The 23,047-nt window shown below is 56.0% G+C and carries 17 protein-coding genes; 13 read left to right on the forward strand and 4 right to left on the reverse strand.

The window, feature by feature from the left end:
• Positions 1 to 17: 17 nt before the first annotated feature.
• Positions 18 to 788: a winged helix-turn-helix transcriptional regulator gene (locus tag FKM97_RS16020; protein ID WP_144293450.1), complete on the reverse strand. Its 771-nt coding sequence runs from the start codon at positions 786 to 788 to the stop codon at positions 18 to 20.
• A gap of 45 nt (positions 789 to 833) precedes the next feature.
• Here FKM97_RS16020 and FKM97_RS16025 point away from each other — a divergent pair, with 45 nt between their 5' ends.
• Positions 834 to 1,976: an acyl-CoA dehydrogenase family protein gene (locus FKM97_RS16025; protein WP_144293451.1), complete on the forward strand. Its 1,143-nt coding sequence runs from the start codon at positions 834 to 836 to the stop codon at positions 1,974 to 1,976.
• 71 nt (positions 1,977 to 2,047) lie between these two features.
• Positions 2,048 to 4,537 (forward strand): cation:proton antiporter, encoded by a 2,490-nt coding sequence (locus tag FKM97_RS16030; RefSeq protein WP_144293452.1) that lies wholly within the window; start codon positions 2,048 to 2,050, stop codon positions 4,535 to 4,537.
• A gap of 1 nt (position 4,538) precedes the next feature.
• Here the strand turns inward: FKM97_RS16030 and cckA are convergent, their stop codons facing one another.
• On the reverse strand, positions 4,539 to 7,013 hold the full coding sequence (gene cckA, locus FKM97_RS16035) for a cell cycle histidine kinase CckA (RefSeq protein WP_144293453.1): 2,475 nt from the start codon (positions 7,011 to 7,013) through the stop codon (positions 4,539 to 4,541).
• Between the two features lie 1,863 nt (positions 7,014 to 8,876).
• On the opposite strand from cckA, the gene FKM97_RS16045 reads away from it, so the two are divergent.
• Positions 8,877 to 9,866: a cation diffusion facilitator family transporter gene (locus tag FKM97_RS16045; RefSeq protein ID WP_144293455.1), complete on the forward strand. Its 990-nt coding sequence runs from the start codon at positions 8,877 to 8,879 to the stop codon at positions 9,864 to 9,866.
• Positions 9,867 to 9,887: 21 nt separating this feature from the next.
• Here the strand turns inward: FKM97_RS16045 and dksA are convergent, their stop codons facing one another.
• Positions 9,888 to 10,304, reverse strand: a complete 417-nt coding sequence (gene dksA, locus FKM97_RS16050) for an RNA polymerase-binding protein DksA (protein ID WP_144293456.1) — start codon at positions 10,302 to 10,304, stop codon at positions 9,888 to 9,890.
• A gap of 192 nt (positions 10,305 to 10,496) precedes the next feature.
• Here dksA and FKM97_RS16055 point away from each other — a divergent pair, with 192 nt between their 5' ends.
• From FKM97_RS16055 to FKM97_RS16100, 10 genes are all read left to right on the forward strand, one after another.
• Positions 10,497 to 11,342 (forward strand): AAA family ATPase, encoded by an 846-nt coding sequence (locus FKM97_RS16055; RefSeq protein WP_144293457.1) that lies wholly within the window; start codon positions 10,497 to 10,499, stop codon positions 11,340 to 11,342.
• A gap of 62 nt (positions 11,343 to 11,404) precedes the next feature.
• Complete coding sequence (locus FKM97_RS16060) at positions 11,405 to 12,205, forward strand: ATPase (RefSeq protein ID WP_246105113.1); 801 nt, start codon at positions 11,405 to 11,407, stop codon at positions 12,203 to 12,205.
• 115 nt (positions 12,206 to 12,320) lie between these two features.
• Positions 12,321 to 13,274, forward strand: a complete 954-nt coding sequence (gene metA, locus FKM97_RS16065) for a homoserine O-acetyltransferase MetA (protein ID WP_144293459.1) — start codon at positions 12,321 to 12,323, stop codon at positions 13,272 to 13,274.
• 64 nt (positions 13,275 to 13,338) lie between these two features.
• Positions 13,339 to 13,845: a SixA phosphatase family protein gene (locus tag FKM97_RS26965; protein WP_281290116.1), complete on the forward strand. Its 507-nt coding sequence runs from the start codon at positions 13,339 to 13,341 to the stop codon at positions 13,843 to 13,845.
• Between the two features lie 2 nt (positions 13,846 to 13,847).
• Positions 13,848 to 15,308 carry a YcjX family GTP-binding protein gene (locus FKM97_RS16075; RefSeq protein ID WP_144293461.1) on the forward strand — a complete coding sequence of 487 codons (1,461 nt, stop codon included), beginning with the start codon at positions 13,848 to 13,850 and terminating at the stop codon, positions 15,306 to 15,308.
• A 53-nt stretch (positions 15,309 to 15,361) separates the two neighbouring features.
• A complete protein-coding gene (locus FKM97_RS16080; RefSeq protein ID WP_170240950.1) occupies positions 15,362 to 16,306 on the forward strand; it encodes a YcjF family protein in 945 nt (314 codons plus the stop codon).
• The gene (locus FKM97_RS16085; RefSeq protein ID WP_342783558.1) at positions 16,275 to 16,886 is read left to right on the forward strand and encodes a DUF2585 family protein; all 612 of its coding nucleotides are present in this window, start codon (positions 16,275 to 16,277) and stop codon (positions 16,884 to 16,886) included. The genes FKM97_RS16080 and FKM97_RS16085 overlap by 32 nt, the downstream gene beginning before the upstream one ends.
• A gap of 39 nt (positions 16,887 to 16,925) precedes the next feature.
• Positions 16,926 to 18,101, forward strand: coding sequence for a vWA domain-containing protein (locus FKM97_RS16090; RefSeq protein WP_144293463.1), 1,176 nt, complete (start codon positions 16,926 to 16,928; stop codon positions 18,099 to 18,101).
• Positions 18,102 to 18,287: 186 nt separating this feature from the next.
• Positions 18,288 to 19,409, forward strand: coding sequence for an arginase family protein (locus FKM97_RS16095; protein ID WP_170240951.1), 1,122 nt, complete (start codon positions 18,288 to 18,290; stop codon positions 19,407 to 19,409).
• Between the two features lie 415 nt (positions 19,410 to 19,824).
• Positions 19,825 to 21,873, forward strand: coding sequence for an oxidoreductase (locus tag FKM97_RS16100; RefSeq protein ID WP_144293712.1), 2,049 nt, complete (start codon positions 19,825 to 19,827; stop codon positions 21,871 to 21,873).
• Here FKM97_RS16100 and FKM97_RS16105 read toward each other — a convergent pair.
• The gene (locus FKM97_RS16105; RefSeq protein WP_144293465.1) at positions 21,870 to 23,027 is read right to left on the reverse strand and encodes a DUF2336 domain-containing protein; all 1,158 of its coding nucleotides are present in this window, start codon (positions 23,025 to 23,027) and stop codon (positions 21,870 to 21,872) included. The genes FKM97_RS16100 and FKM97_RS16105 overlap by 4 nt on opposite strands.
• Positions 23,028 to 23,047 lie beyond the last annotated feature (20 nt).

A 23,047-nucleotide genomic window follows, 5' to 3' on the forward strand; every position in this document is an offset into this window, starting at 1 on the left:
CTGCCTGACAGAAGGCATCAGGCACCGAAAGTGAAGGCCTTCCTTTCTGGTTGCTCGGACAAGCCCAGAGCTCGTTTTGTCACAGCTTGGGCTTCTTCATTGCCACAAAGCCTTACGGAATTGACGGCGCGGGCCTGCTCAAGGCCAATCTTTCCCAGCCAAAGCTTCGTGAAAGCAGATAATTCCGCATGGATGACGATATCGATGACGTGACCGGGATTCTTCTGACAGACGTCGCTCTCCGATCGGTGCAACACCAACCACCAATAGCGCTGCGAGAGGTGATGCCGGGGGACACCAACGAACTCAAACTGAATGACAAACTTTCGATCCGGCAAAAGATCCGCTGATATCTGACGCCGCATGCTCCACATCAGGAAACCAGGATCCAAGTCATCAGGACCGATTTCCGTTGGGTTCCATTGCTGCCCCCATGCCCCCATCAACTCGATTATCGGCCGAAATTTCTGGCCGGCCTCCGTCAGACGATAAATATTTCCGGAGCCGCAAGGCCTTGGCGTGCTCTCAATGACACTGGAACGCTCCAGTTCACAAAGTCGCCGGGACAACAAGGTCCGCGATATCAGTGGCAAACCGCTACGCAGCTGGTTGAAGCGTCGAGGACCAAAACAAAGCTCTCGCAAAATCAGGGGCGTCCACCGCTCGGCAAAAATCTCGGCGGTTTTAGCGACGGGGCAGAATTGACCATAGGTTTTCATGTGCAGCGTTATTTCAGTGCCCCATAAAGTTGTATAGTACAATTTCTGCACCACATGCTTGAAATCCACTCCTGAGGACCTCAGACTCTCCGTCTGGTCGTTCTGGAGATTCTCATGTCGGATGTCATGGACTTATCGGCGGCGCCGAAAGCCTATCGCGAAGAAGTTAGCCGCAGGGTTCTAAAGGAGCTGTGCCATGTCTTTGCCGAGCGTGCGGAGGAGCATGACGATAATGGCAGGGTCGTCCTCCAAAACTTCAGTGAGCTGAAAAGGGCTGGCCTCCTCGGCTTGGCAGTTCCTCGCAGTGTGGCAGGTGGAGGCGCGGACTATGACACTTTGTGCAAGGTCATCTCAGACATCGCACGATCCTGTGGCTCAACGGCTCTAACATTGGCAATGCATCTGCACCAATCCGTTATCCTCAACTGCTATCGCCATCAAAACCGCGACATTCAACATATCCTAGAGCAGGTTTCCAGCAAGGCCCTGATGCTGGCAAGTTCGGGTGGAGCCGATGGCCTGAATGCCTCTGGACGTGCTGTGAAGGTGCGTGATGGATACATCGTCAATGCTCGTAAAAAAGGCGTCAGCGGCGCCGAACTTGCTGATGTTCTCATGACAAGCGCCGTCCTCGAGAGCGAGAGCGAAAACATCATCCACTTTTCTGTGCCGATGCATCAAGCTTCCGTGCGCATCCATCAAAACTGGAATGCCATGGGAATGCGGGGCACCGGTTCCCAAGAGATCATTCTCAAGGACCTCTTCGTTCCGAGCGGAGCAATATATGAACGGCGGACCAAAGGCGCCTGGAGCCACATCAACCATTTAACCGCAATGTATGCTTTCCCCCTCATCTATGCTGCCTATCTGGGTATTGCCCAAGCCGCTCGAGACCGCGTCGTCGCAATGGGCGCTCGGTTTGCGGCCGACCAGTATAAAACGATCATGGTAGGAACCTTAGACACGGCTCTTCATGCTGCCCATATTGCGCATCAGGACATGATTAGTGCCGCAGTGAACACCGCGCCGAGCTTGGAAACGACCAACCGAATCATGATGGGCCGCAGCCTTGTCGGCCGTGAAGTACTCAACGTAGTCGAAATTGCGCTCGACACCGTCGGAGGCACCTCTTTCCAACGGGGAAATCCCTTAGAGAGGTTCTTCCGTGACGCACAGGCGGCGCGTTTCCATCCGCTCAGTGAGAAGCAGCAACAGTTGTTGAGTGGCAGACTCGCCCTAAACCTCGACTGTAGCTGATCGGACAATAAAGGTTGCATCTAGGCGAGAGAAGCCGTTTAGCTCAGGTCACCCTCCCTGGTGATCGAATTATGCATCTTTCCCTAGCCCTTGCGATCTTCGCATCGCTGCTGATCGTCATCAGTCTGGTTCAGCCTGCAGCTGCGCGCGCCGGTCTCTCCTCGTCTGTTCTGCTTGCGGTTGTTGGGATTGTCATTGGTTTGGTTTCGGAACTCGCCGTCAGCGAACGGTTCGCAGGAGGCATCGGCGAAATTGCAGAATTCCTGCAAAATCCACCCATTAACAGCCACATGTTCCTGTCGATATTTCTGCCTCTGCTCTTGTTCCAAACTTCCCTAAGTCTTGAGCTGCGGCAACTTTCGGACGATGCCGCACCCATCTTCACTCTGGCGGTCATCGCTGTCGTCGCTGCAACTTTTGCCATTGGCTTCGCCCTCTGGCCGTTCAGCGGTCTCCCTCTGGTGGCCTGTCTCATGCTCGGCGCCATTGTTGCCACTACGGATCCGGTAGCGGTGGTGGGGATCTTCCGCGATGTCGGCGCTCCGTCAAGGCTTGGCCGTTTGGTCGAAGGAGAGAGCCTCCTAAATGATGCGGCGGCGATCACCCTCTTCACCTTGCTGCTTTCATTTTTGATGGGTGGAGCCGCCCCCCACCCGCTGGCCGGTTTAGCTATTTTCATCAAAACCTTCCTGGGGGGGATAGCAGTTGGCTACTGCCTGGCTTTCGCCGTTGTGCGTCTGTTGCCCGTCGTTCGGGATTTCAGGCCGGCGCAAGTGAGCCTCTCTCTCGCGCTGCCCTATCTTTCCTTTGTTGTTGCAGAGGAGATGTTCGAAGTTTCTGGTGTCGTCGCCGTCGTGACTGCTGGTTTGGTCTTTACCCTCGGGGCACCTGTGCGAGTCCGCCCAGACGATTGGGAGTATCTCCGGGAGGTCTGGGAGCAAATTGAGTTTTGGGCAAGCTCTCTCATCTTTATCCTGGCGGCGCTTCTGGTTCCAAAATTACTGATCCAAATAGAGTGGAGCGATCTTGGCCTGCTCATCATCGTTATTGTCGCTGCACTCCTTTCCAGAGCAGTCGTGCTGTTCGGCGGATTGCCCATCCTAAGCGCCGCAAAACTTAGCGAAAGGATCTCAAATCCATTCAAACTAGTCATCCTTTGGGGCGGAATGCGCGGTGCGATCACTCTCGCGCTGGCGCTTGCCGTGACGGAAAACGCTCTCATTTCACCGGAGATTCAACGCTTCGTTGCCGTCCTCGCCACAGGTTTCGTGCTGTTCACTCTGCTTGTCTACGGAACCACTCTGCGCCCTCTCGTGCGTCTCTTGAAGCTGGATCAATTGACGCCTTTCGATACCGCGTTGCGTTCACAACTGCTTAAGAACGCTCAGTCCGACCTCACCGAAACAACCCTCAAACTCGCCAAAACGTATCACATCGATCCGACGGTGGCCGATAACCTGTTCAGGATAAGCCCTGCCGGGGTGGCAAATTGGGCTGAGGCCGGCGATGGGGAGGAGATCGCCGACACACAGCGGTTAGTGTTGGGTTTGGTGACGGTTGCTGCCAAGGAGCGGCAGCTTATCCTCGACAAATTCAGAGACCGAACCCTTTCAGCAGTGGTGGCCTCACGACTGCTGCCTCATGCAAGCCGACTAGTCGATCAGGCGCGGGCTAATGGACGCCTCGGCTATAATCGCTCCGCAGCCAGAATCCTTGCGTTCACATGGCGCTGGCGGCTGAGCCAATGGCTACATCGGCGCCTTGGGATTGAACGTTTCATGTCGGATCTCCTGAGCCAGCGCTTTGAACGGCTCATGGTCTTAAGAATTGTAATTGAAGAGCTGCCCCGCTTCATCGAAGAACGGGTAGAACCATTGCTTGGTGCGCGAGTTTCGAAGCTTCTCAACGACATTTTAGTTCAGAGACGGGAGGCGACGGTAACAGCCCTCGATGCGCTGAAACTGCAGTATCCTGAATATGCAACTGCACTGGAGCGGCGGCTCCTCTATCAGTCTGCAGTCCGCACAGAAGAACTCGAATGTGAAAGGATGTTCGAGGAGGGCATGATTGGCCCTGAACTGTTTGGCGAACTCCGGCGGCGTATTGCCACTGAGCGTGAGATGGCAGAAAGGCTGCCCCGTCTCGATCTTGGTCTGGATCCGCAGCAACTTGTTGCGCAGGTTCCGCTTTTTGCCCGTCTCTCGCAAGAACAGCGAGGACGCGTCGCTGACCTGTTAACACCCCACTTTGCCGTACCTGGCGAAGTGCTCGTCCGAGAGGGTGAGCGAGGCTCAACAATGTTTTTCATCTCCTCTGGCGCTGTGCAGGTCACTGTTCGAGGTGCAGTATACAGGCTGGGACGAGGTGATTTCTTCGGCGAAATGGCGTTGCTTTCGCGAGCTCGCCGATTGGGGGATGTCAGGGCTCTGGGCTTCTGTCAGCTGCTTATTCTCAGTGCCGATGATCTCACTGCGCTGACTCGAAGTTATCCGGAGATTCAGCATCAGATCGATGCGGTCGCGCGACAGCGTCAAGCTATGAACCGGACTGCGGAGAGGTAGATCAGGATTCTATTGCTTCCTTAACAGCCGCCGCCAGCTGCTTCAAAGTGAAGGGCTTTGGCAGGAAGGCGAAGTCGTCCATGTCTTCGAGGTTCTTGCGGAAAGCATCCTCAGCGTAACCCGAAATAAATATGACCTTGCTGTCAATTCCCCTTTTCCTCAGTTCCTTGAGCAAAGTGGGCCCGTCCATTTCAGGCATGACTACGTCGGACAAAACAAGGTCGATCTTGCCTTGCTGCTCCTCCACGAGGGCCAAAGCCGAGGCACCACTGTCTGCTTCAACTATAGTATAGCCGCGCTGGGCAAGCGCCCTCGAAGCAAAGGCGCGAACAGCTTCCTCGTCCTCAACGAGGAGAATCGTACCATTTCCCGTTAGGTCTTTGCGCTTAGCCTCTTTCTTCTCGGTCTTTGGCGGGACGACGTCCTCGACGGCTTCAGCCGCGTGTCTCGGCAAATAAATTCGAAATGTTGTGCCCGTGCCAAGTTGACTCTCGCAGAATATAAAGCCGCCTGTTTGCTTAATGATGCCATAGACCGTCGACAGCCCAAGGCCCGTGCCCTTCCCCACTTCCTTGGTCGAGAAAAAGGGCTCATAAATCTTCTCGACGACATCCTTGCTCATGCCCGTCCCCGTGTCGGTCACCTCACACAAGACATAGTCGCCGGGGGGCATCATGTCGTGCTGGCCCCCGCTCCCATCGATTACAATCTCGTTCGTCGTGCGAATGCTCAGACTACCTCCATTGGGCATCGCATCCCTGGCATTGACAGCCAGGTTCATTATCACCTGCTCGAACTGGTTCACGTCGACCTTGACCAGCCCCAGATCTCGACCATGAACCATACGCAACTCAATCTTCTCACCCAGCAACCGTCCTAAAAGATTGCCAAGATCAGAAAGCGCGTCGGTCAGTGAGAGGACCTCAGGTCGCAGGGTCTGGCGTCGCGAGAATGCAAGGAGCTGGCGAACCAAATTCGCTGCCCTATTGGCATTCTGCTTGATATTCATGATGTCCTTGAAGGACGGGTCTGTTGGACGGTGACGGGCAAGCAAAAGGTCTGAAAAGCCAATAATCGCGGTGAGGACGTTGTTAAAGTCATGCGCAATGCCGCCTGCAAGCTGTCCAATCGCTTGCATTTTCTGGCTTTGGGCAAACTGCAGCTCAAGGGCCCGGTGCTCGGTCGTGTCTACGGCATAGACAATCACACTCGGTTCCTCACCCGCGCTATCTTCGATCCGAGAGATGAACATCTGCGCAGTGCGGGTATTTCCTTCCGCCAACACCACGTCTACGGGTGCTGCTGGCGGGCGCCCGTCCCGGGCAGCGATGAGGGCGGCCTCTACAGCTTCTCGGTGCTCCGCCTCAACCATGTCAAGCAGACGAGCCCCGCGGGTGCCCGCCTTTGCCGAGAGCGAAGTGAATGCTGCATTAGCGTTTCGCACAATTCCCAAGTCATCAACTTGAGCGATACCGATTGGTGCGCCGTTGACCAACCGGGAAAGCCGTATCTGGGCCGATTCGACCATTCGCCCGCCCTCACCGCCCGAGCGCTTGTCGAGAACTAAAGATCGTGATGGCTTCTGGCGGCCCTCATCATCGAAGTCCACGCGATGGATGATCTGCACAGGAACCAGCCGGCGGTCCGCGGTAATCAGATCCAGATCAAAGCTTTCCACAGTCTTGGCACCAGCTTTGACGCTGATCCGAGACAATAAGGGCAATCCACTCTCAGCGATGAAATCCCGGAGATTGAGGTTTCCATCGGTGGTCTTAGCCAAATCGATACCAAGCCAACCCGCCAGGGTTGCGTTAATGTAGTCAATTCTTCCTGAATGATCGGCAGAAAAAAATCCTGCTGGAGCGTGATCAAGGTAGTCAATTATGTACTGCAGGTGTTCGAAGGCCGCTTCCTGTCGCGCTCTGTCGTCCGTGACATCAGTCACCCGCCAGAGGGTGTACCAGGTCTTCGTCGCAGTGCTGCGCTCTACGGTGATCCGAATCCAAGCCGGACGATCCTTCTTTGCTCCGGCAGCCACACTTGCCGCGGCCAACCGAAATTCCTCATGAGCCGAATGCCCTTCTCGGGAGGCCAGCGAAAGCCGATAAATTCTGTCCGAAATGTCAGGATATCCGGAATAGAGCCCCTCTACCCCTATTGGGCGGTTGAGCCCGGCAGCGGCCAGGAGGGATTTGTAAGCTGTATTGGAGTAAACCACCCTGCCCCGGGCATCCGTGACGGCACAAGCGTCAGGGAGTGTATCGAAAAGCGCTTCAAAAAATCGCGATGTTTTCGAAGTCCCACCGAAATGAGCAAAGCCTGACAGCCACGCAATCAGCGCTATGAGACCAAAAACTCCGGCCATAGCGATACCTGCTTGTACCCAGACCGGCACCGCATTGTTATCCCAGTAGCCCAGCATGTTCTCGCTGGTCGCCGAGACCCCCGACACTATCGTCAAAATGACCGGTACCATGCCCCTCGCGCCTCAACTTTCAGAGCGTCGCTCAGTGTGCGCTCCGGTCATGTTCAAATATGCATAATCTCGCCAGCGCGAATCAGTCGCAGTATAACCGGTAGACTTTACAGTTGGGATGTTTGAGGGTCCGGTTGAACAGATAGAGATTGGCGGATTTTCGTCCGTTCACGCCTTCTGAGTGGACAGACTTGCGAGTGGACTAGCAATTTCTGCTAGAGTGCCACCGGCAGTTCGTGACCAGGGCGAGCACTTCTCAGCATAACGGAATGATCAATGGAATTGCTTCAGGAATGGATGGGAACCATCATCGCGGCAATCGCGATCCTTGCGGTTCTAATCGTTCTCATCATGGTCATTAAGGCCTTAGGCGGGCGGATACGCGCGCGTGAGGGTTCAAGGCTAGCGATCACCGAATACCAGGATGTCGACAAGAGCAGGCGGCTGGTTCTGGTCAGACGGGATAACGTGGAACACCTTATTCTGCTCGGAGGGGGACAAGATCTCGTAATCGAGACGGGTATCGGCGGGACCAAGGGTGTAACCCAGCAAGCAGAAAGTGAGCTACCGCGCAATTTTGCACCGGCAGCTGGCTTTCAACAACCACTTCCACAAAAGTCTGTAGAGCCCGTTGCGACGCGGCCAGAAACGACGGCGCGACCCATTGCGGGAAGAAGCGAAACTGCGACGTCCCTGGCCGCAGCAGCAACCCCGGATCGCCGTCCTCCCAGTCCCGGTCCGACAATTACTGCTGCACCTCGCCCAATTCCGCGACCCGCGCCAGTTCCGCTCACGGCTGGTGCTCCTACTGCCGAGAGAGCCTTCTCATTCTCGCTCGATGAGGATGAAATGATCGAGGCGCCGCAACCAAGGCGGAAGCCTGGGCCGGCCGAACCACCTTCAATGAGGGAACCCCTATTTCCTCCCTCAGAGCCACCGGCTTTTATTGGTCGACCGGAGCCCATTCAGCCGCCTCGTCAGTTCGCGACAGCCACCCCGGCACGAATCGAAGACGATGCGTTCCTGAATGAGAATGAGAACGAAAATCAGAACGAAAATGAAAATGAAAATGAGTTTAGAGGGGTGGATATAGAGGACCACAGGGAGCAAGACCCTCCGTCGCAGGAGCTGCAAGACGACCTGCAGCGTCAGCAGCCCTCCGAGCGGAGGCCGCAATTCAATGAACCTCAGTTGCGTGGCGAGCCACAACTTAGGAACGACTCGCAGCCCCGCAGCGAGCCACAGCTCAGAAGCGAGCCGCAGTTTCGAAGCGATCTGCACGCCCGGAGCGAGGCCCCTATTCGCGAACCGCAAGCCCGAACAGAAGCACAATTGCGTAGGGAGCCTCCACGACCGGTCCGGGCCGAAGTTCCGCGGCCCGATTTCCGACGTACCGAGACCCCCCGCCCCTTGCCTCCCAGGCCGGAGCAACGTTTCGCGGGACCCATTCGGGGCGACGCAGCTCCCTACGAAGGCCGTCGGCCCGAGGCTGGCATCGGAGAGCCCGGCGGCCTGCGGCCGCCCCCGCCACGTAGTGAGAGCTTGCGCCCGCCACCACCGCGCCGTCCCGGTGACCCCCCTGTACTTTCCATGGGAGCGACACAGCACTTCGATTTTTCAGCGGCAGCAGGCGGAGGTCAGTTCGGCCCTTCCACCAGTCATGATCCTGATGATTTCGCCCCATCGGTAGGAAGGGCATCAGAAGCCGAACAGGAGCAATGGGAGCCGGACGAGCGTCAGGAGCCTTCGTTAGGGGCCCTCGATGAGCCAGAGCCGTCTGCTTCACCCCCCCGTCGAAACGCGCCAGCGGGCATGAGCTGGGCCTTCAAGAACAGCGACTCGGATCGCTTCTAGGACTGGATCATGGATCATGATCATTCCGCAAGCGATCGCCATGAACATAACCACGGTGCCTTGCAGTCTGGTGATCACAACCATCAAGCGGGAAAGCACATTCATGGCGTGGGTGGCCACGCTCATGGAGCCAATCAGCGGCGGACTTTCTGGGCGGCTCTGATTACCGTCTGCTTCATGGTGCTGGAACTCATCGGCGGGCTCACGTCAGGCTCGCTTGCTCTCGTCGCCGACGCCGCTCACATGCTCACGGACTCGGTGTCACTGGGATTTGCCTGGTTCGCCTTCAAACTTGCCGCGCGGCCATCGGATGCACTTCGCAGTTACGGCTTCGACCGGCTGCAGATCGTGGTCGCATACACGAACGGCGTGGCCATGATTCTGGTTGTCGTATGGATCTTCGTAGAAGCCGGGTTGCGTCTCCTATCACCGGAGAAGGTGGAGGCAACCACCATGCTCTGGGTAGCGGCGGCCGGTCTGTTGGCGAATATCGGCGCCTTCATCATATTGAATGGTGCAGATCGAGATAATCTCAACATTCGTGGCGCTCTCCTCCACGTGTTGGGTGACTTGCTCGGTTCAGTCGCGGCGATCGTCGCCGCGATCGTGATCCTCAGAACAGGGTGGATGCCAATCGACCCCCTGTTGTCCGCGCTTGTGGGGCTTCTGCTTCTATCAAGTGCAATAAGGCTGGTGCGTGATGCTGGGCATATCCTGTTGGAGGGTGTTCCGTCGCATCTTTCGGCTGATGAAATCGCCAGGGATCTCTGTCAATCCGTGCAGGGCGTGGATAATATCCACCATGTCCATATCTGGGCACTAACCAGTGAGCGGCCGCTCATCACTCTTCATGCACGGCTCAGTGAAGCTGTAACATCCGCTAGCGTAATCTCCGAAATCAAAGATCGATTGAAGAAGAAGTTCGGGATCTCTCATGCCACCATCGAGATTGAGCTCGAAAGCTGCGCGGACAATAACCAGCCTCTGCGAGGTTGTTAGACAAGCTATGTCGTCAACTTCCTAATCGTCCCGATAAACGCGCTCCCGCCGCTCGTGCCGCTCCTGAGCTTCCAGAGAAAGAGTGGCAATGGGCCGAGCGTCCAATCGCTTCAACCCAATTGGCTCGCCTGTCTCCTCGCAGTAACCATAAGAACCATCGTCAAGGCGTTGCAAGGCCTCTTCGATTTTCGAAATCAACTTCCTTTGACGGTCCCTGGTGCGCAATTCAAGGGCGCGGTCAGTCTCCGTGGAGGCGCGATCCGCGAGATCAGGCAACTGGGACGATTCGTTTTGCAAATGCTCCAAAGTTTCTTTGCTTTCGCGAAGAATTTCGTCTTTCCAAGCCGACAACTTGTTTCGAAAATACTCGCGTTGGCGCTCATTCATAAAGGGTTCACTGTCGGACGGTTTGTAGTCAGAGGCAATCTCTATACCCATCGGTATCCTCAACGCTGCCGCATGGCTCCTCCGAATGCGCGCCTATATATCGACCTGTTCCCTCCCTCACAATAGGCAAGTCGGAGGGTGCTAAGAGTTTGCGCTGTTCGCAGGACCGCTGGCCATCTTTCTGCGGCTTCGTTACAACAGCAGCACCGTTGCGTCGCAACATCCAAAAAGAGACCTGTTTCTATGCGATTTGAAGGCACTAAGAACTACATTGCCACAGGCGACCTCCGCGTGGCGATAAATGCCGCTATCACGCTCCAGCGTCCCCTGCTCGTTAAGGGAGAACCAGGAACTGGGAAAACCGTTCTAGCGGAGGAAGTCGCGAAGGCGTTAGGAATGGAGCTGATCGCATGGCATGTCAAATCGACCACCAAAGCGCATCAGGGTCTCTATGAATATGACGCCGTCACAAGATTGCGAGACAGCCAACTTGGCGATGAGCGCGTAAAAGATGTGCGGAACTATATTCGCCGAGGCAAACTTTGGGACGCCTTCCAGTCAGACGAACGATGCGTCCTGCTGATTGATGAAATCGATAAGGCTGACATTGAATTTCCCAACGATCTTCTTCAAGAACTCGATCGTATGGAGTTTCACGTCTACGAGACGGGTGAAACCATCAAAGCTAAGCAACGGCCAGTGGTTATCATCACTTCCAATAATGAAAAGGAGCTGCCTGATGCTTTCCTTCGGCGCTGCTTTTTCCACTACATCAAGTTTCCCGACAGGGAGGTGATGGAGTCAATTATTGATGTTCATTTTGCTGGCTTGAAAGGACGCCTTGTCGCTGAGGCGTTGAATACCTTCTATGACCTGCGGCAAGTCCCCGGCCTGAAGAAGAAGCCGTCAACATCGGAACTGCTGGATTGGCTGAAGCTGCTCTTAAACGAAGACGTTCCTCCGGAAACGCTTCGCGAGCAGGATGGACGCAAGCTCATACCGCCGCTTCACGGCGCACTGCTCAAGAATGAACAGGACGTGCAGCTGTTCGAACGTTTGGCGTTTCTGGGACGGCGCGAGGGACGGTAATGCGCTTCAACTCGGGTGCGGAGTTTTTGGCGCTGCCTGCTAAGGCGGTGACCGTGTTCGGTATGTCCGGCGTCGGCAAGACCAGGATCGGCATCACACTCCGACGAAACCACTGGTTTCACTACTCCATCGATTACCGCATCGGCACCCGCTACATGGCGGACTACATCGTCGATCTCTTCAAGCGAGAGGCGATGCGAATCCCGTTTCTTCGCGATCTGCTGTTGTCCGATTCAATCTATCTGCGATCCAACATCACCTTTGAGAATCTGGAACCGCTCTCGGTCTATCTCGGCAAGCCAGGCGACCCCTCCAAACACGGTCTTCCTTTCGCAGAGTATCGGCGCCGTCAAACTCAACACCGACGCGCTGAAGTTCGTTCTCTCCTGGACGTTCCGGAGTTCATGGAGAAAGCGCGTGAGATCTACGCCTATGAGCATTTTCTCTGCGATAGTGGAGGCAGCCTGTGTGAGGTCGTCGACTCGGACAATCCTGACGATCTCGTCCTTAAAACCCTCTCAGACAACACATTGATGCTCTATATACGCGGGACCGAAGATCATGCCCGTATGCTGATCGACCGCTTTAAGGCCTCACCTAAGCCTATGTACTACCAAGAAAATTTTCTCACTCAGAAGTGGGCAGAGTACAAATCCCTGAATGATCATGTGGCCGATGACGAGGTCGATCCCGACGGGTTTGCCGTGTGGGGCTTCGAGCAGCTGATTTACCATAGGATACCGCTCTATCAGAAACTCGCTGATCAATGCGGGTATACAGTCGAGGCGGAAGAGGTGGCAGCGATCACTTCTGAGAAAGATTTCCTCTCCATGGTTGCGCGCGCCATCGACCGCGGGCAGTGAGAAGCCTTTCCATCCTCTCAGCTTGCGGCAAGAAGCCGAACATCCTAAATCATGGCTCATCTGCTTTCGGGCCAGCGGGAATAATCGCGGCCTTTGGATGAAAGGCTTCAGAGGGATGCCGATTAAGATCCCCAATGATCTCCCTGCCCACGCGACGCTTGAAGCGGAAGGCGTGATGCTGATGACCGAAGACGACGCCATCCGCCAGGATGTGCGACCTCTTCGGATCGCGCTTTTGAACCTTATGCCGAATAAAGAGCGAACCGAGACACAGATCGCGAGGCTGGTTGGCGCGACACCGCTGCAGGTGGAGCTCTCGCTCATGTCGTTGTCCAGCCACACCCCTAAAAACACACCAGCGGAGCACATGCTCGCATTCTATCGACCCTGGGATGTGGTCCGGGAGGAGAAGTTCGACGGACTTATTGTGACCGGAGCACCAGTAGAACTGCTCGACTTCGAACTCGTTACCTATTGGCGCGAGCTATCCAAAATCTTCGAATGGACGCGCAGCAATGTACACTCCACCTTCGCCATTTGTTGGGGTGCCCAAGCGGCTTTGTACCACTTCTACGGCGTTCCAAAATACTCGTTGGACCAAAAGGCGTTCGGCGTTTTTCGACACAAGAATTTGAAGCCAAGTTCTCCATATCTACGCGGATTCTCCGATGACTTCTCCATTCCGGTTTCCCGGTGGACCGAAAATCGCCGAGAAGACCTCCCGAAAAGCTCTGGCCTCGAAGTCTTGATGGAATCGGAAGAGGCGGGCTTATGCCTGCTGCAGGATGCCGAAAAACGCTCGCTATATATGTTCAACCATATCGAGTATGACAGCCGCAGTCTTGGGGAAGAGTATTGGCGCGATCGCAATGCCGGAAAGCCGATACACTTACCAAAAAACTACTATCCCAATGACGATCCTCATGCGGCGCCCGAAAATCGTTGGCGAAGCCACGCGCACCTGCTTTTCGGAAACTGGATCAATGAGGTGTATCAGACGGCGCCCTTCGATGTTCGTGATATCGGTCGCAGGTCTGTGATGGGCGATCCGATCAGGCATGCGTCCTGAACCCTAATTGGAAGAGAAGTTCTTCCAGCACTTCCTTTAATAGGCTTGCGCCATGCTGCGTCTAATGTTGCTGCGTCATGCCAAATCGAGCTGGGCCGACGCACCTCTGAGCGATCGAGATCGCCCGCTCACGGGACGAGGTCGAGAGGCTGCAGTCACAATGGGTCTGTTTATGACGGGTCTCAGGCCCTTGCCGAGCTTGATTCTGTGCTCTCCAGCAATGCGAGCTCGCGAGACTTGCGAACTCAGCCGGCGCGCGTTTCCTAGTCCCGTCGATGTCCAGGTGGTTGAAGAACTCTATGATTTCGGTGACGGCTCAGCGATCATCGGCGTTGTTCGCGCACAGGAGGACGTTTCACCAATTCTGGTGATCGGACATAATCCGAGCATGGAGGAAGCCGCGCTGAAGCTCGTCGGTGCCGAGCAAAGCCACATGCGCGATCGGATCGCCAATAAATACCCTACGGCAGCTCTGACGGTGATCGATTTTGACGCGCGGTCCTGGAAGGAAATCGTTCTCGGTTCTGGTCAACTGATTTCATTCACGACGCCTCGTGACCTGGGCGCCTAAGGATGGCCAGGTCACGTTTCAGTCGAATGGCCGATCGCGGCCTCATCGCCTTAACTGAGCTCGCAGAATATACGGGCGCACTTGGAAACCCTGCGCTCCGCCTTGGCGTCACTGGTCTCTCTCGATCAGGAAAGACCGTTTTTATCACGGCACTCGTCCACAATCTGCTGCATGGTGGAAAGCTGCCCTTGTTTGATCCGTTCGCCGAGCGGCGCATCACGAGAGCCTATTTGGAACCGCAGCCGGATGACGATGTTCCCCGGTTCAGCTATGAGGAGCACGTAGAAGCTCTGCTGGGACCTGATCGACACTGGCCTAACAGCACGCGCCGAATGAGCCAGCTGCGCCTGACAATCGAGTACCAACCAAGAAGCGTCTTAGCCCGCAAACTGGGTCGAAACCGCCTCCATATCGACATTGTGGACTATCCCGGGGAGTGGCTTCTGGACCTTCCCCTGATGAACATGCCCTATGAGACATGGTCATCAGCAATGATCAAGGCCAGCCACGCCACCGGCGCGAACACACACGGAGCTTGGCACGAAATCCTTCAACAGGCCGACCCCCTCGGTCCGGAGAACGAAACTGCCGCAGTACGGGCGTCAGAGGCGTTCAAGCAATACTTGCTGGCGTGCCGCGAAGATCAAATCGCCATGTCTTTCTTGCCCCCGGGCCGATTTCTCATGCCGGGCGACCTTGAGGGCTCGCCGCTCCTGACATTCTCACCGTTGAACACCCCTCCTAACGGCGGCACACCACCAAAGCGTTCACAATGGGCGATGATGGCTCGCCGCTATGATGCGTATGTCCGGAACGTCGTGCGGCCCTTCTATCGTGATCACTTTGCGCGCCTTGACCGCCAGATCGTCTTGGTCGATGCGCTCGCAGCGCTGAATGCAGGTGCCGCTGCGGTCACCGACCTGGGTCGGGCTTTGACCGACGTGCTTGGCAGTTTTCGCCATGGCAAGGGAAATCCGCTCACCGGTATCTTTGGAAGACGCATCGACCGAATTATGATTGCAGCAACCAAAGCCGATCTGCTGCACCACACGAGCCACGACCAGCTCGAAGCGATTGCCGCGCTACTGGTCGAGCAGTCCATAACTCGAGCGTCCTTCCAAGGCTCAGAAGTTGACGTCACAGCCCTTGCTGCCATTCGGGCGACCCGGGAAGCTGATATTCTCGAGGGCGGGGACAAGTTGCCGTGCATCGTCGGCGTTCCACAGGCGGGCGAATATCTCGGCCACGACCGGTTCGATGGTCTTCGAGAGGCTGCAATATTCCCCGGGGACCTGCCAGAGGACCCAAATGCCGCACTGGCCGGCGCCGCCGAGGGACAAGTCAGATTTGTTCGCTTTCGACCTCCGCAGCTTGAATCCGGTCGCTGGGATCTCGGAGCCAGCTTCCCGCACATCCGTCTCGACCGGACCCTGAACTTTCTTCTGTCGGACTTTTTGGAATGACGGAAAACAAAAGCAAAATCGAGCTCCGAACGCGTGTGCCAAGGAGCCCGCGCGTGTTTGAAGCACCGCCCCCGCCTCCCCCTTCCCCACCAGGCACCGAGGAAGAACAACCAGCACTCCGTCATCTGGCTGGCCGCCGCCGTGGGTGGCGCTGGGGTGCCATTTTTTGGTCGGCCTTAAGCGGCTTACTTTTGATGGCCTTTAGCTATTGGGCTTATAGCTTCGTAGAAACCCTCTTTGCGCGTGAGGATTGGCTTGGCTGGACCGCACTGGGACTTGCCTTTTTGGCTGGAATCGCTGCGGTTGCGATAGTGATCCGCGAAATCTGGGGACTATCTCGGCTGGAGCAAATCGGCACTGTTCGGGCGCTCGCGGAGCGTACGCTGCGCAGCGATAAGCAGGAGGACGCCACTGAGACGTTGAGGGGGTTGAAGGCGCTTTATGGCCATCGAGTCGACATGGCACGCGCGATAGAGAATCTGTCCTATAGCCAAAGCGAGATAATTGATCCGGCCGACCGCGTTCGACTGGCCGAACGCGCGCTGATGACGGAGCTCGACCGCGATGCGGCGGGGCTCATCGCGCGGTCGTCACGTCGCGTTTCCATTTTGACAGCGCTTACACCCGCGGCAGCGCTCGACGTCGTCTTCGTGGCCGCGCAGAATTTGGTGATGCTCCGGGGACTGGCAACCCTTTACGGTTCACGCCCGCATCTGCTTGGCACCATCCGCCTTGCCAAAATGGTGCTGACACACTTGGCCGTCACGGGATCCATCGCCTTTTCCGATACGTTACTACAGCACGTCATTGGACGCGGACTCGCGGGAAGACTCTCCGCAAGAGTGGGCGAAGGCGCTGTAAACGGTATCATGACGGCGCGCATTGGCCTTACCGCAATCGATGTCGTCCGCCCCCTCCCCTTCGAAACCCTTAAGCGCCCTCGGTTATCCGCTATAGCCGGACGTATTGGCGATACAGTCAAGGACGAAGAGGATTAGCGCAATCTCCCTCCCTCTGCGCTCGGCGCTTCCTTATATCGCTGTTGGTGTCGCAATCGTCGCCGCAACCGCGCTAATTCTACTCCTAATGGGGCGGACACCGCTCTGTACCTGCGGAACGATACGCCTGTGGGTGAATGATGCGAGCGGTCCGGAGAATTCGCAGCAGATCGCAGATTGGTATACCCTCTCCCACATCATCCACGGCTTCCTGTTTTACGGTGTTCTGTGGACTATCATTGGTAAAAAATCATTGGCATTCCGCGCGGTTGTGGCTCTCCTGCTGGAAGCTACCTGGGAAATCCTGGAGAACTCGTCTCTGGTCATTGATCGCTATCGCTCAGCAACTGTTTCCCTGCACTATGTGGGAGACAGCATCCTCAATTCGACCAGCGACATCCTCTTCATGTTACCGGGGTTTTTTCTGGCCGCCGTCCTGCCGGTCTGGATCTCGATTTCTCTCATCGTCGCCATGGAACTCCTTGCACTTTCTGTTATTCGGGACAATCTCGCGCTCAACATCCTGATGCTGCTCTATCCCGTGGAGGCTATTCGCCAATGGCAAGCCGGCATTTCGTAAGCTTGTCGAACCGGCCTACAGCGCGTTAAAAGGACATTCATGTTCATTAACTTTTTCCAAGCGCTCAAGGCAGCAGGGATCCCTGTTTCGTTGCGGGAGTACCTCACCCTCATGGAAGCCCTTGATGAAGGGGTCACCAGGTATCAAACGGAAGAGTTTTACTATCTCTCCCGAGCAGCCCTGGTGAAGGACGAACGGAATCTCGATCGTTTTGACAAGGTGTTCGGCCACATATTCAAAGGTCTGGAAGCAAGCGAAGATATTGCATCTGCGGAGATCCCCGAAGATTGGCTAAGAAAGCTGAACGAAAAATTCCTCACTGAGGAGGAAAAAGCCATGGTCGAAGCCCTCGGCGGCTGGGACAAGATCATGGAGGAGTTGCAAAAGCGCCTAGCGGAGCAAAAGGGGCGTCATCAGGGGGGAAACAAATGGATCGGCACCGCAGGAACCTCCCCGTTCGGAGCCTATGGCTACAATCCCGAAGGTGTTCGGATCGGCCAAGATAAGAACCGCAACAATCGCGCCGTAAAGGTCTGGGACAAGCGGGAATTCAAAGATCTCGACGATACGGTGGAGCTTGGCACCCGGAACATCAAGATTGCCTTGCGGCGCTTACGAAAATTCGCACGGACCGGTGCCGCTGATCAACTCGACCTTGATACGACGATCAAATCGACAGCGAACAAAGGTTATCTTGACCTTGCCTTTGTTCCAGAGCGCCACAACGCAGTGAAGGTCCTGATCTTCTTCGACGTGGGCGGCTCCATGGATCCGCATATAACGTTGTGCGAGGAGCTGTTTTCAGCGGTTCGCAGCGAGTTCAAGCATCTTGAGTACTATTATTTCCATAACTGCCTCTACGAGACGGTTTGGAAAAACAATCGTCGCCGACAGGTGGAACGCATATCCACATGGGATGTACTCAATACTTATTCCTCGGATTATAAGGTCATCTTCGTAGGTGATGCGTCCATGAGCCCTTACGAGATTTCCCATCCAGGCGGATCGGTCGAGCACATGAACCCGGAAGCTGGCGTCATGTGGCTGCAACGGGTTATGGACATCTACCCGAAGTCTGTCTGGCTCAATCCTACGGCAGAGCGTTATTGGAGCTATACGCCGTCGACCCAGATGATCAGCCGAATTTTCGGCGAGCGCATGTATGGTCTCACCCTCGAAGGTCTCGACGGCGCCATGCGAGAACTGACTCGATAAAAATCCAAGGTGCATTCCCTCAGTGCGGCACGGTGGGAGCAATGACTGGAGCCAGTTCAACTGACGTTTCCATAGCCTTTCCATCCTTAGCTTGACCGTCCTGGACCCATGATCTTTCCGGAGCTAGACCGGGACAGGTCACTCCATCTAAAGAAATGCGCTTCCTCTGACACCACAGGAGTCTCCATGTCCTCATCCGAACGTCTCGCCGTCTTCTGGCATGATGACTGTCTGAAGCACGACACAGGCGCGGGTGTTTTCGAGGGTATCCCCTCGCCATACCTGGACATCCAGATGGCCCATCCGGAAAGCAATGATCGCATCGTCAACATGCGCTCTGTTCTGAAGCGCGGCCCTGTTTCTGGACACATAGACTGGAACGAAGGCCGCCATGCCACGGATGAGGAGCTTCTGTCCTGGTGCACACCCGACCTCCTGCACCTTTTGAAGCAAGGTGACAGGGAGGGTCATAACTTCGCGCTATCGACACTCATGAAGCCGGGCGCCTTGATCGCCATTCGCGCATCGGCGGGGTGTGCACTAATGGCTATGGAGGCAATCCTCGACGAGCGCACCCGCAAGGCATATGCGTTGGTTAGGCCGCCTGGACATCATGCATCGCGGGAGTATGTCGACGGCTATTGCTTCATCAACAATATCGGCTTGTCGGTCGAACACGCCATGCGTCGAGGGATTAAGCGCGTCGCCGTCATCGACTGGGACGTTCATCATGGAAATGGAACACAGGCCGGCTTCTATGACCGTGCAGATGTCCTTACCATATCCATGCACATGAACCATGGCCGCTGGGCCGGCGAAGGTCATGCTCAAACAGGATACACTGATGAACGCGGCGATGGTGCCGGTAAAGGCTTTAACATCAATATCCCCTTTCCCTACGGCATAGGTGACGCTGGCTATCTGCTCGCCTGGGACTCAATTGTCGCCCCCTCCGTGCGCAACTTCGAGCCGGACCTCATCATCATCGCCAATGGTCAGGACGCCAGCCAGTTCGATCCCAATGGACGACAATGCGTGACTATGAACGGCTTCTATGAACTCGGGAAAAGAGCACGAGCATTGGCGGAGGAGCTTACCGGGGGCAAACTTCTGATGGTTCAAGAGGGAGGTTACAATCCGGCCTATGCTGCTTATTGCGCCCACGCAGTCGTCGAAGGGATCCTAGGCCTGGAGATGAAGCTGCTCGATCCGATCGCCTTCATGCCGGATGACACGTTCTATGCTCGCGAGAGCATCGCCCAGATCAGCAGAGCGCTTGAGCTCCCCTTCTCCTGGCAGCAACCATAACGACTTGGTCGGAGGGCCTCTCTTTCCGGTTCTCGTGGCACCAGTCTTGGCCTAAACTCTTTGCCTCACTTTGCTCTGCGGAAAGGTAAAGATCAATGCAGGACTTTACAATCAAGGCAGAAGATCGGTCGCCGGAGCCTCCAAAGCGCACCTTGAAGCATCGTCTCCTCTGGTTTTTCGGCCTTTCCGTGGCTGGCGCTTTAGCCACAATCGTAATCATCATCGCTCTCTGGGCGTTTCTGCTTATGTAATCGGATCGCCTAACATAACTTGGAAGGGAACCTTCCCTCCGGTGCACACCACCTGTGAGGATGGTGTAGCGCACACGCAAGCTGTGATGTTGATCCCCGACGGTATAGGTTAGATTGTCTCTAGGATGCCATTCCCCGGAGATTCCATGGCCACGACCAGACTCATCCAGTCCAATGATCCGCTGCTTCAGCCGTTTCAGCTGAAGCACCTCACGCTGAAGAACCGGATCATGTCTACCGCGCACGAGCCAAATTATCATGACGGCAACGGAATGCCTGGTGAGCGATACCGCCTCTATCACCTGGAGAAGGCCAAAGGAGGTATGGCTATGACAATGACTGCGGGCTCCGCCTCAGTCTCTCGGGATAGCCCGCCTGCCTTCGGCAATCTCCTGGCGTATAAGGATGAAATAGTCCCTTACATGAGGCGACTGACGGATGATTGCCACGAACATGGCTGCGCCGTCATGATCCAATTGACCCATCTAGGCCGCCGCACCGGATGGAACAAGGCGGACTGGCTTCCCGTCCTGGCGCCCTCCCCGGTGCGTGAGCCGGCCCATCGCGCCTTTCCGAAAGAGATCGAAGACTGGGACATGGACCGCATCGTCGGAGATTACGCCTCAGCCACCCAGAGAATGCAGGAAGCCGGCCTCGATGGGATCGAATTCGAAGCTTACGGCCATCTTCTGGACCAGTTCTGGTCCCCCGCAACAAATAAGCGGGAGGATGAATATGGCGGTCACATCGATAATCGACTGCGATTCACCTACCGCGTTCTGGATGCCGTCCGCGCAGCGGTCGGCCCAGACTTTATCGTTGGTCTGCGGCTGGTGCTGGACGAGGATTGGGCCCGCGGCATCACCAAGGAACAGGGCCTCGAAATCGCCGGTCGGTTAATAGCATCCGGCCAAATCGACTTCCTCAACGTCATACGTGGCCACATTGACAGCGATGCCGCCCTCACCAAGGTCATCCCCGTCCACGGGATGCGCGCGGCACCTCATTTGGATTTTGCCGGCGAGGTTCGCCGGGAGACAAAGTTTCCGGTCTTCCACGCAGCTCGCATCAACGATGTCGCCACTGCACGGCATGCGGTTGCCACAGGCAAGCTCGACATGGTCGGAATGACGCGTGCTCATATCGCCGATCCACATATTGTTCGCAAGATCATGGAGAAGCGGGAAGAGGAAATCCGCCCCTGTGTCGGAGCAACATACTGTTTGGATCGTATCTACGAGGCGGGAGAAGCGCTTTGCATTCATAACGCATCGACGGGCCGCGAGCGAACCATGCCTCATATCGTGCCGAAAACATCAGGTGCGCGTCGCAAGGTTGTCGTTGTCGGCGCCGGTCCGGCCGGATTGGAGGCTGCTCGGGTCAGCGCTGAGCGCGGACACGAGGTGATCCTGTTTGAAGCCACAGACAAACCGGGCGGGCAGATCCGGCTTCTTACGCAGTTAAAGCGGCGACGCGAATTTATCGGCATCGTCGATTGGCGAATGGCGAGACTAGAGGCGTTGGGGGTTGCTCTGAGATTTAACACGTTGGCCGAAGCAAGCGATGTGCTCGCTGAGCATCCAGACGTCGTCCTCATCGCCACCGGAGGCCTTCCACAACAGCCTCTTATCGAGACTGGAACGGATTTGGCCGTTTCCACCTGGGACATCCTCTCCGGCGACGTAAAGCCCGCAGACGATGTTCTGCTGTTCGACGACAATGGTGCCCATCAAGGTATGACCACAGCACAGTTCATCGTCGAACAAGGTTCAGATCTCGAAATCGTCACGCCCGAACGTTTTTTTGCACCCGATGTCGGGGGCCTGAATTTCGCGCCTTACATGGCGGAGTTGCAGTCGCGTGGCGCACGGATCAGCATCGGCAGCAGCGTGCGTGCAATCCGACGAGAAGGCAATAAGCTCGCAGTCACTCTAACGAGTGAATTCGCAGAGAAAGATGTTGGAGAGCGGCTCGTCGACCAAGTTGTCGTAGAACACGGCACATTGCCTTTGGATGACATCTATTTTGCGCTGAAGGAGTTGTCCATCAACCGTGGCGAAGTCGACTATGGGGCATTGATTTCAGGCCAGAAGCAAGACGTGCGAACTCGCCCAGAAGCAGAGTTTCAGCTCTTTCGGCTCGGCGACGCAGTTGCTTCGCGAAACATTCATGCAGCTATCTACGATGCCATGCGTCTGTGCAAGGATCTCTAAGCGGCGCGCGATTTTCCTTCCCGCAGGCGATCGGTCACCGGTTTGATCTCCTCCGGGCCGAAGGCACCGATGAGACTAAGCAGGTCGGTAAAACCGGCCTGATTCCGCCTGCCCCGCTGCTGGGTTGCTCGATTAACCATTGCCTGGGCAAAGTCGACAGGCCCCTCCTCGCGGCTGTACCCTTTGCCACACTGCATCGCTAGAGTGACAAGGGAAATGCAGGGGGCCGGCAATTCGGCGCGCTCACATGCCGACTTCAGGCTTGCAACGTTGCGCGTTGCGAAGATCGTAGCCAGGTGCCGAGACGGCATGCTTGCGAGAAAGGCCAAAGCCTCGACAAGGAAACTGATTTCACCATGACAGGCAGCTCGGCAAATCAAGCTTCCTGTCATGAGCTTGTCGGTCGCCAGATATCGCACCATTGCTTCAAGGCCGGCAGCATCAAGTTCACTTGCGATTTGAAGAAAGGAGATCTCTTCAGCCTCCGTCACGAGATCGTCCAACCGGCCATCGGGCACCCAACCTTGCCGGGCAAGGACAACCTTGACGCGATCATTGTTGATGCGTGTCAATTGGATGCGCACTTCGACCGGTAGATCCTTTCGCTTGCGCATCGCCTCGCAAATAACAGTCAGGCCTCCAAACCGCTTCAACAGGATACGGAACCCTTCAATGGGAATTTTAATCGCGTGGTTCGCCAGCAGATGCGTGCAAACTGCCGCGGTACCCTGCTTGATAAGGATCCCGAGCACCGCCCGCGGAAGAACGGAACGCTTCGCGATTGCAATCAATCGTTCGGCGTCACCCACACGCGCTATTGCCACTAAAGTGCCGCTGCTCAAGCCTGGGCAAACAGTCAAAAAGGGCAGAGCAATCCCATCTTCATCTGCAGCAATAGCAAAGGCTAGCTCGGGTGGAACATGTGTCCCCAATTCCACCTCTTGTGCGATTGCACGACGAACGGCGACCACCTCATCATTGGCAAGCTTTAAGAGCACCGGCAAGACTGCCGAGCGTTCCTCCGCTCCGGTCTTATCATCGGACACGAAGGCGGCAAGTTCGCGCGCGAGCTTCATTCTTTGATAGGCAGAGGGATTCTGCGCAACACCAGCAAGAAAGCCAACGTCCAAACCAACGGCGTCTGTCGGCAACATTAGCGTCCCCCAAGGACAGA

It is taken from the genome of Rhodoligotrophos appendicifer (assembly GCF_007474605.1).
Taxonomy (GTDB): Bacteria; Pseudomonadota; Alphaproteobacteria; order Rhizobiales; family Im1; genus Rhodoligotrophos; species Rhodoligotrophos appendicifer.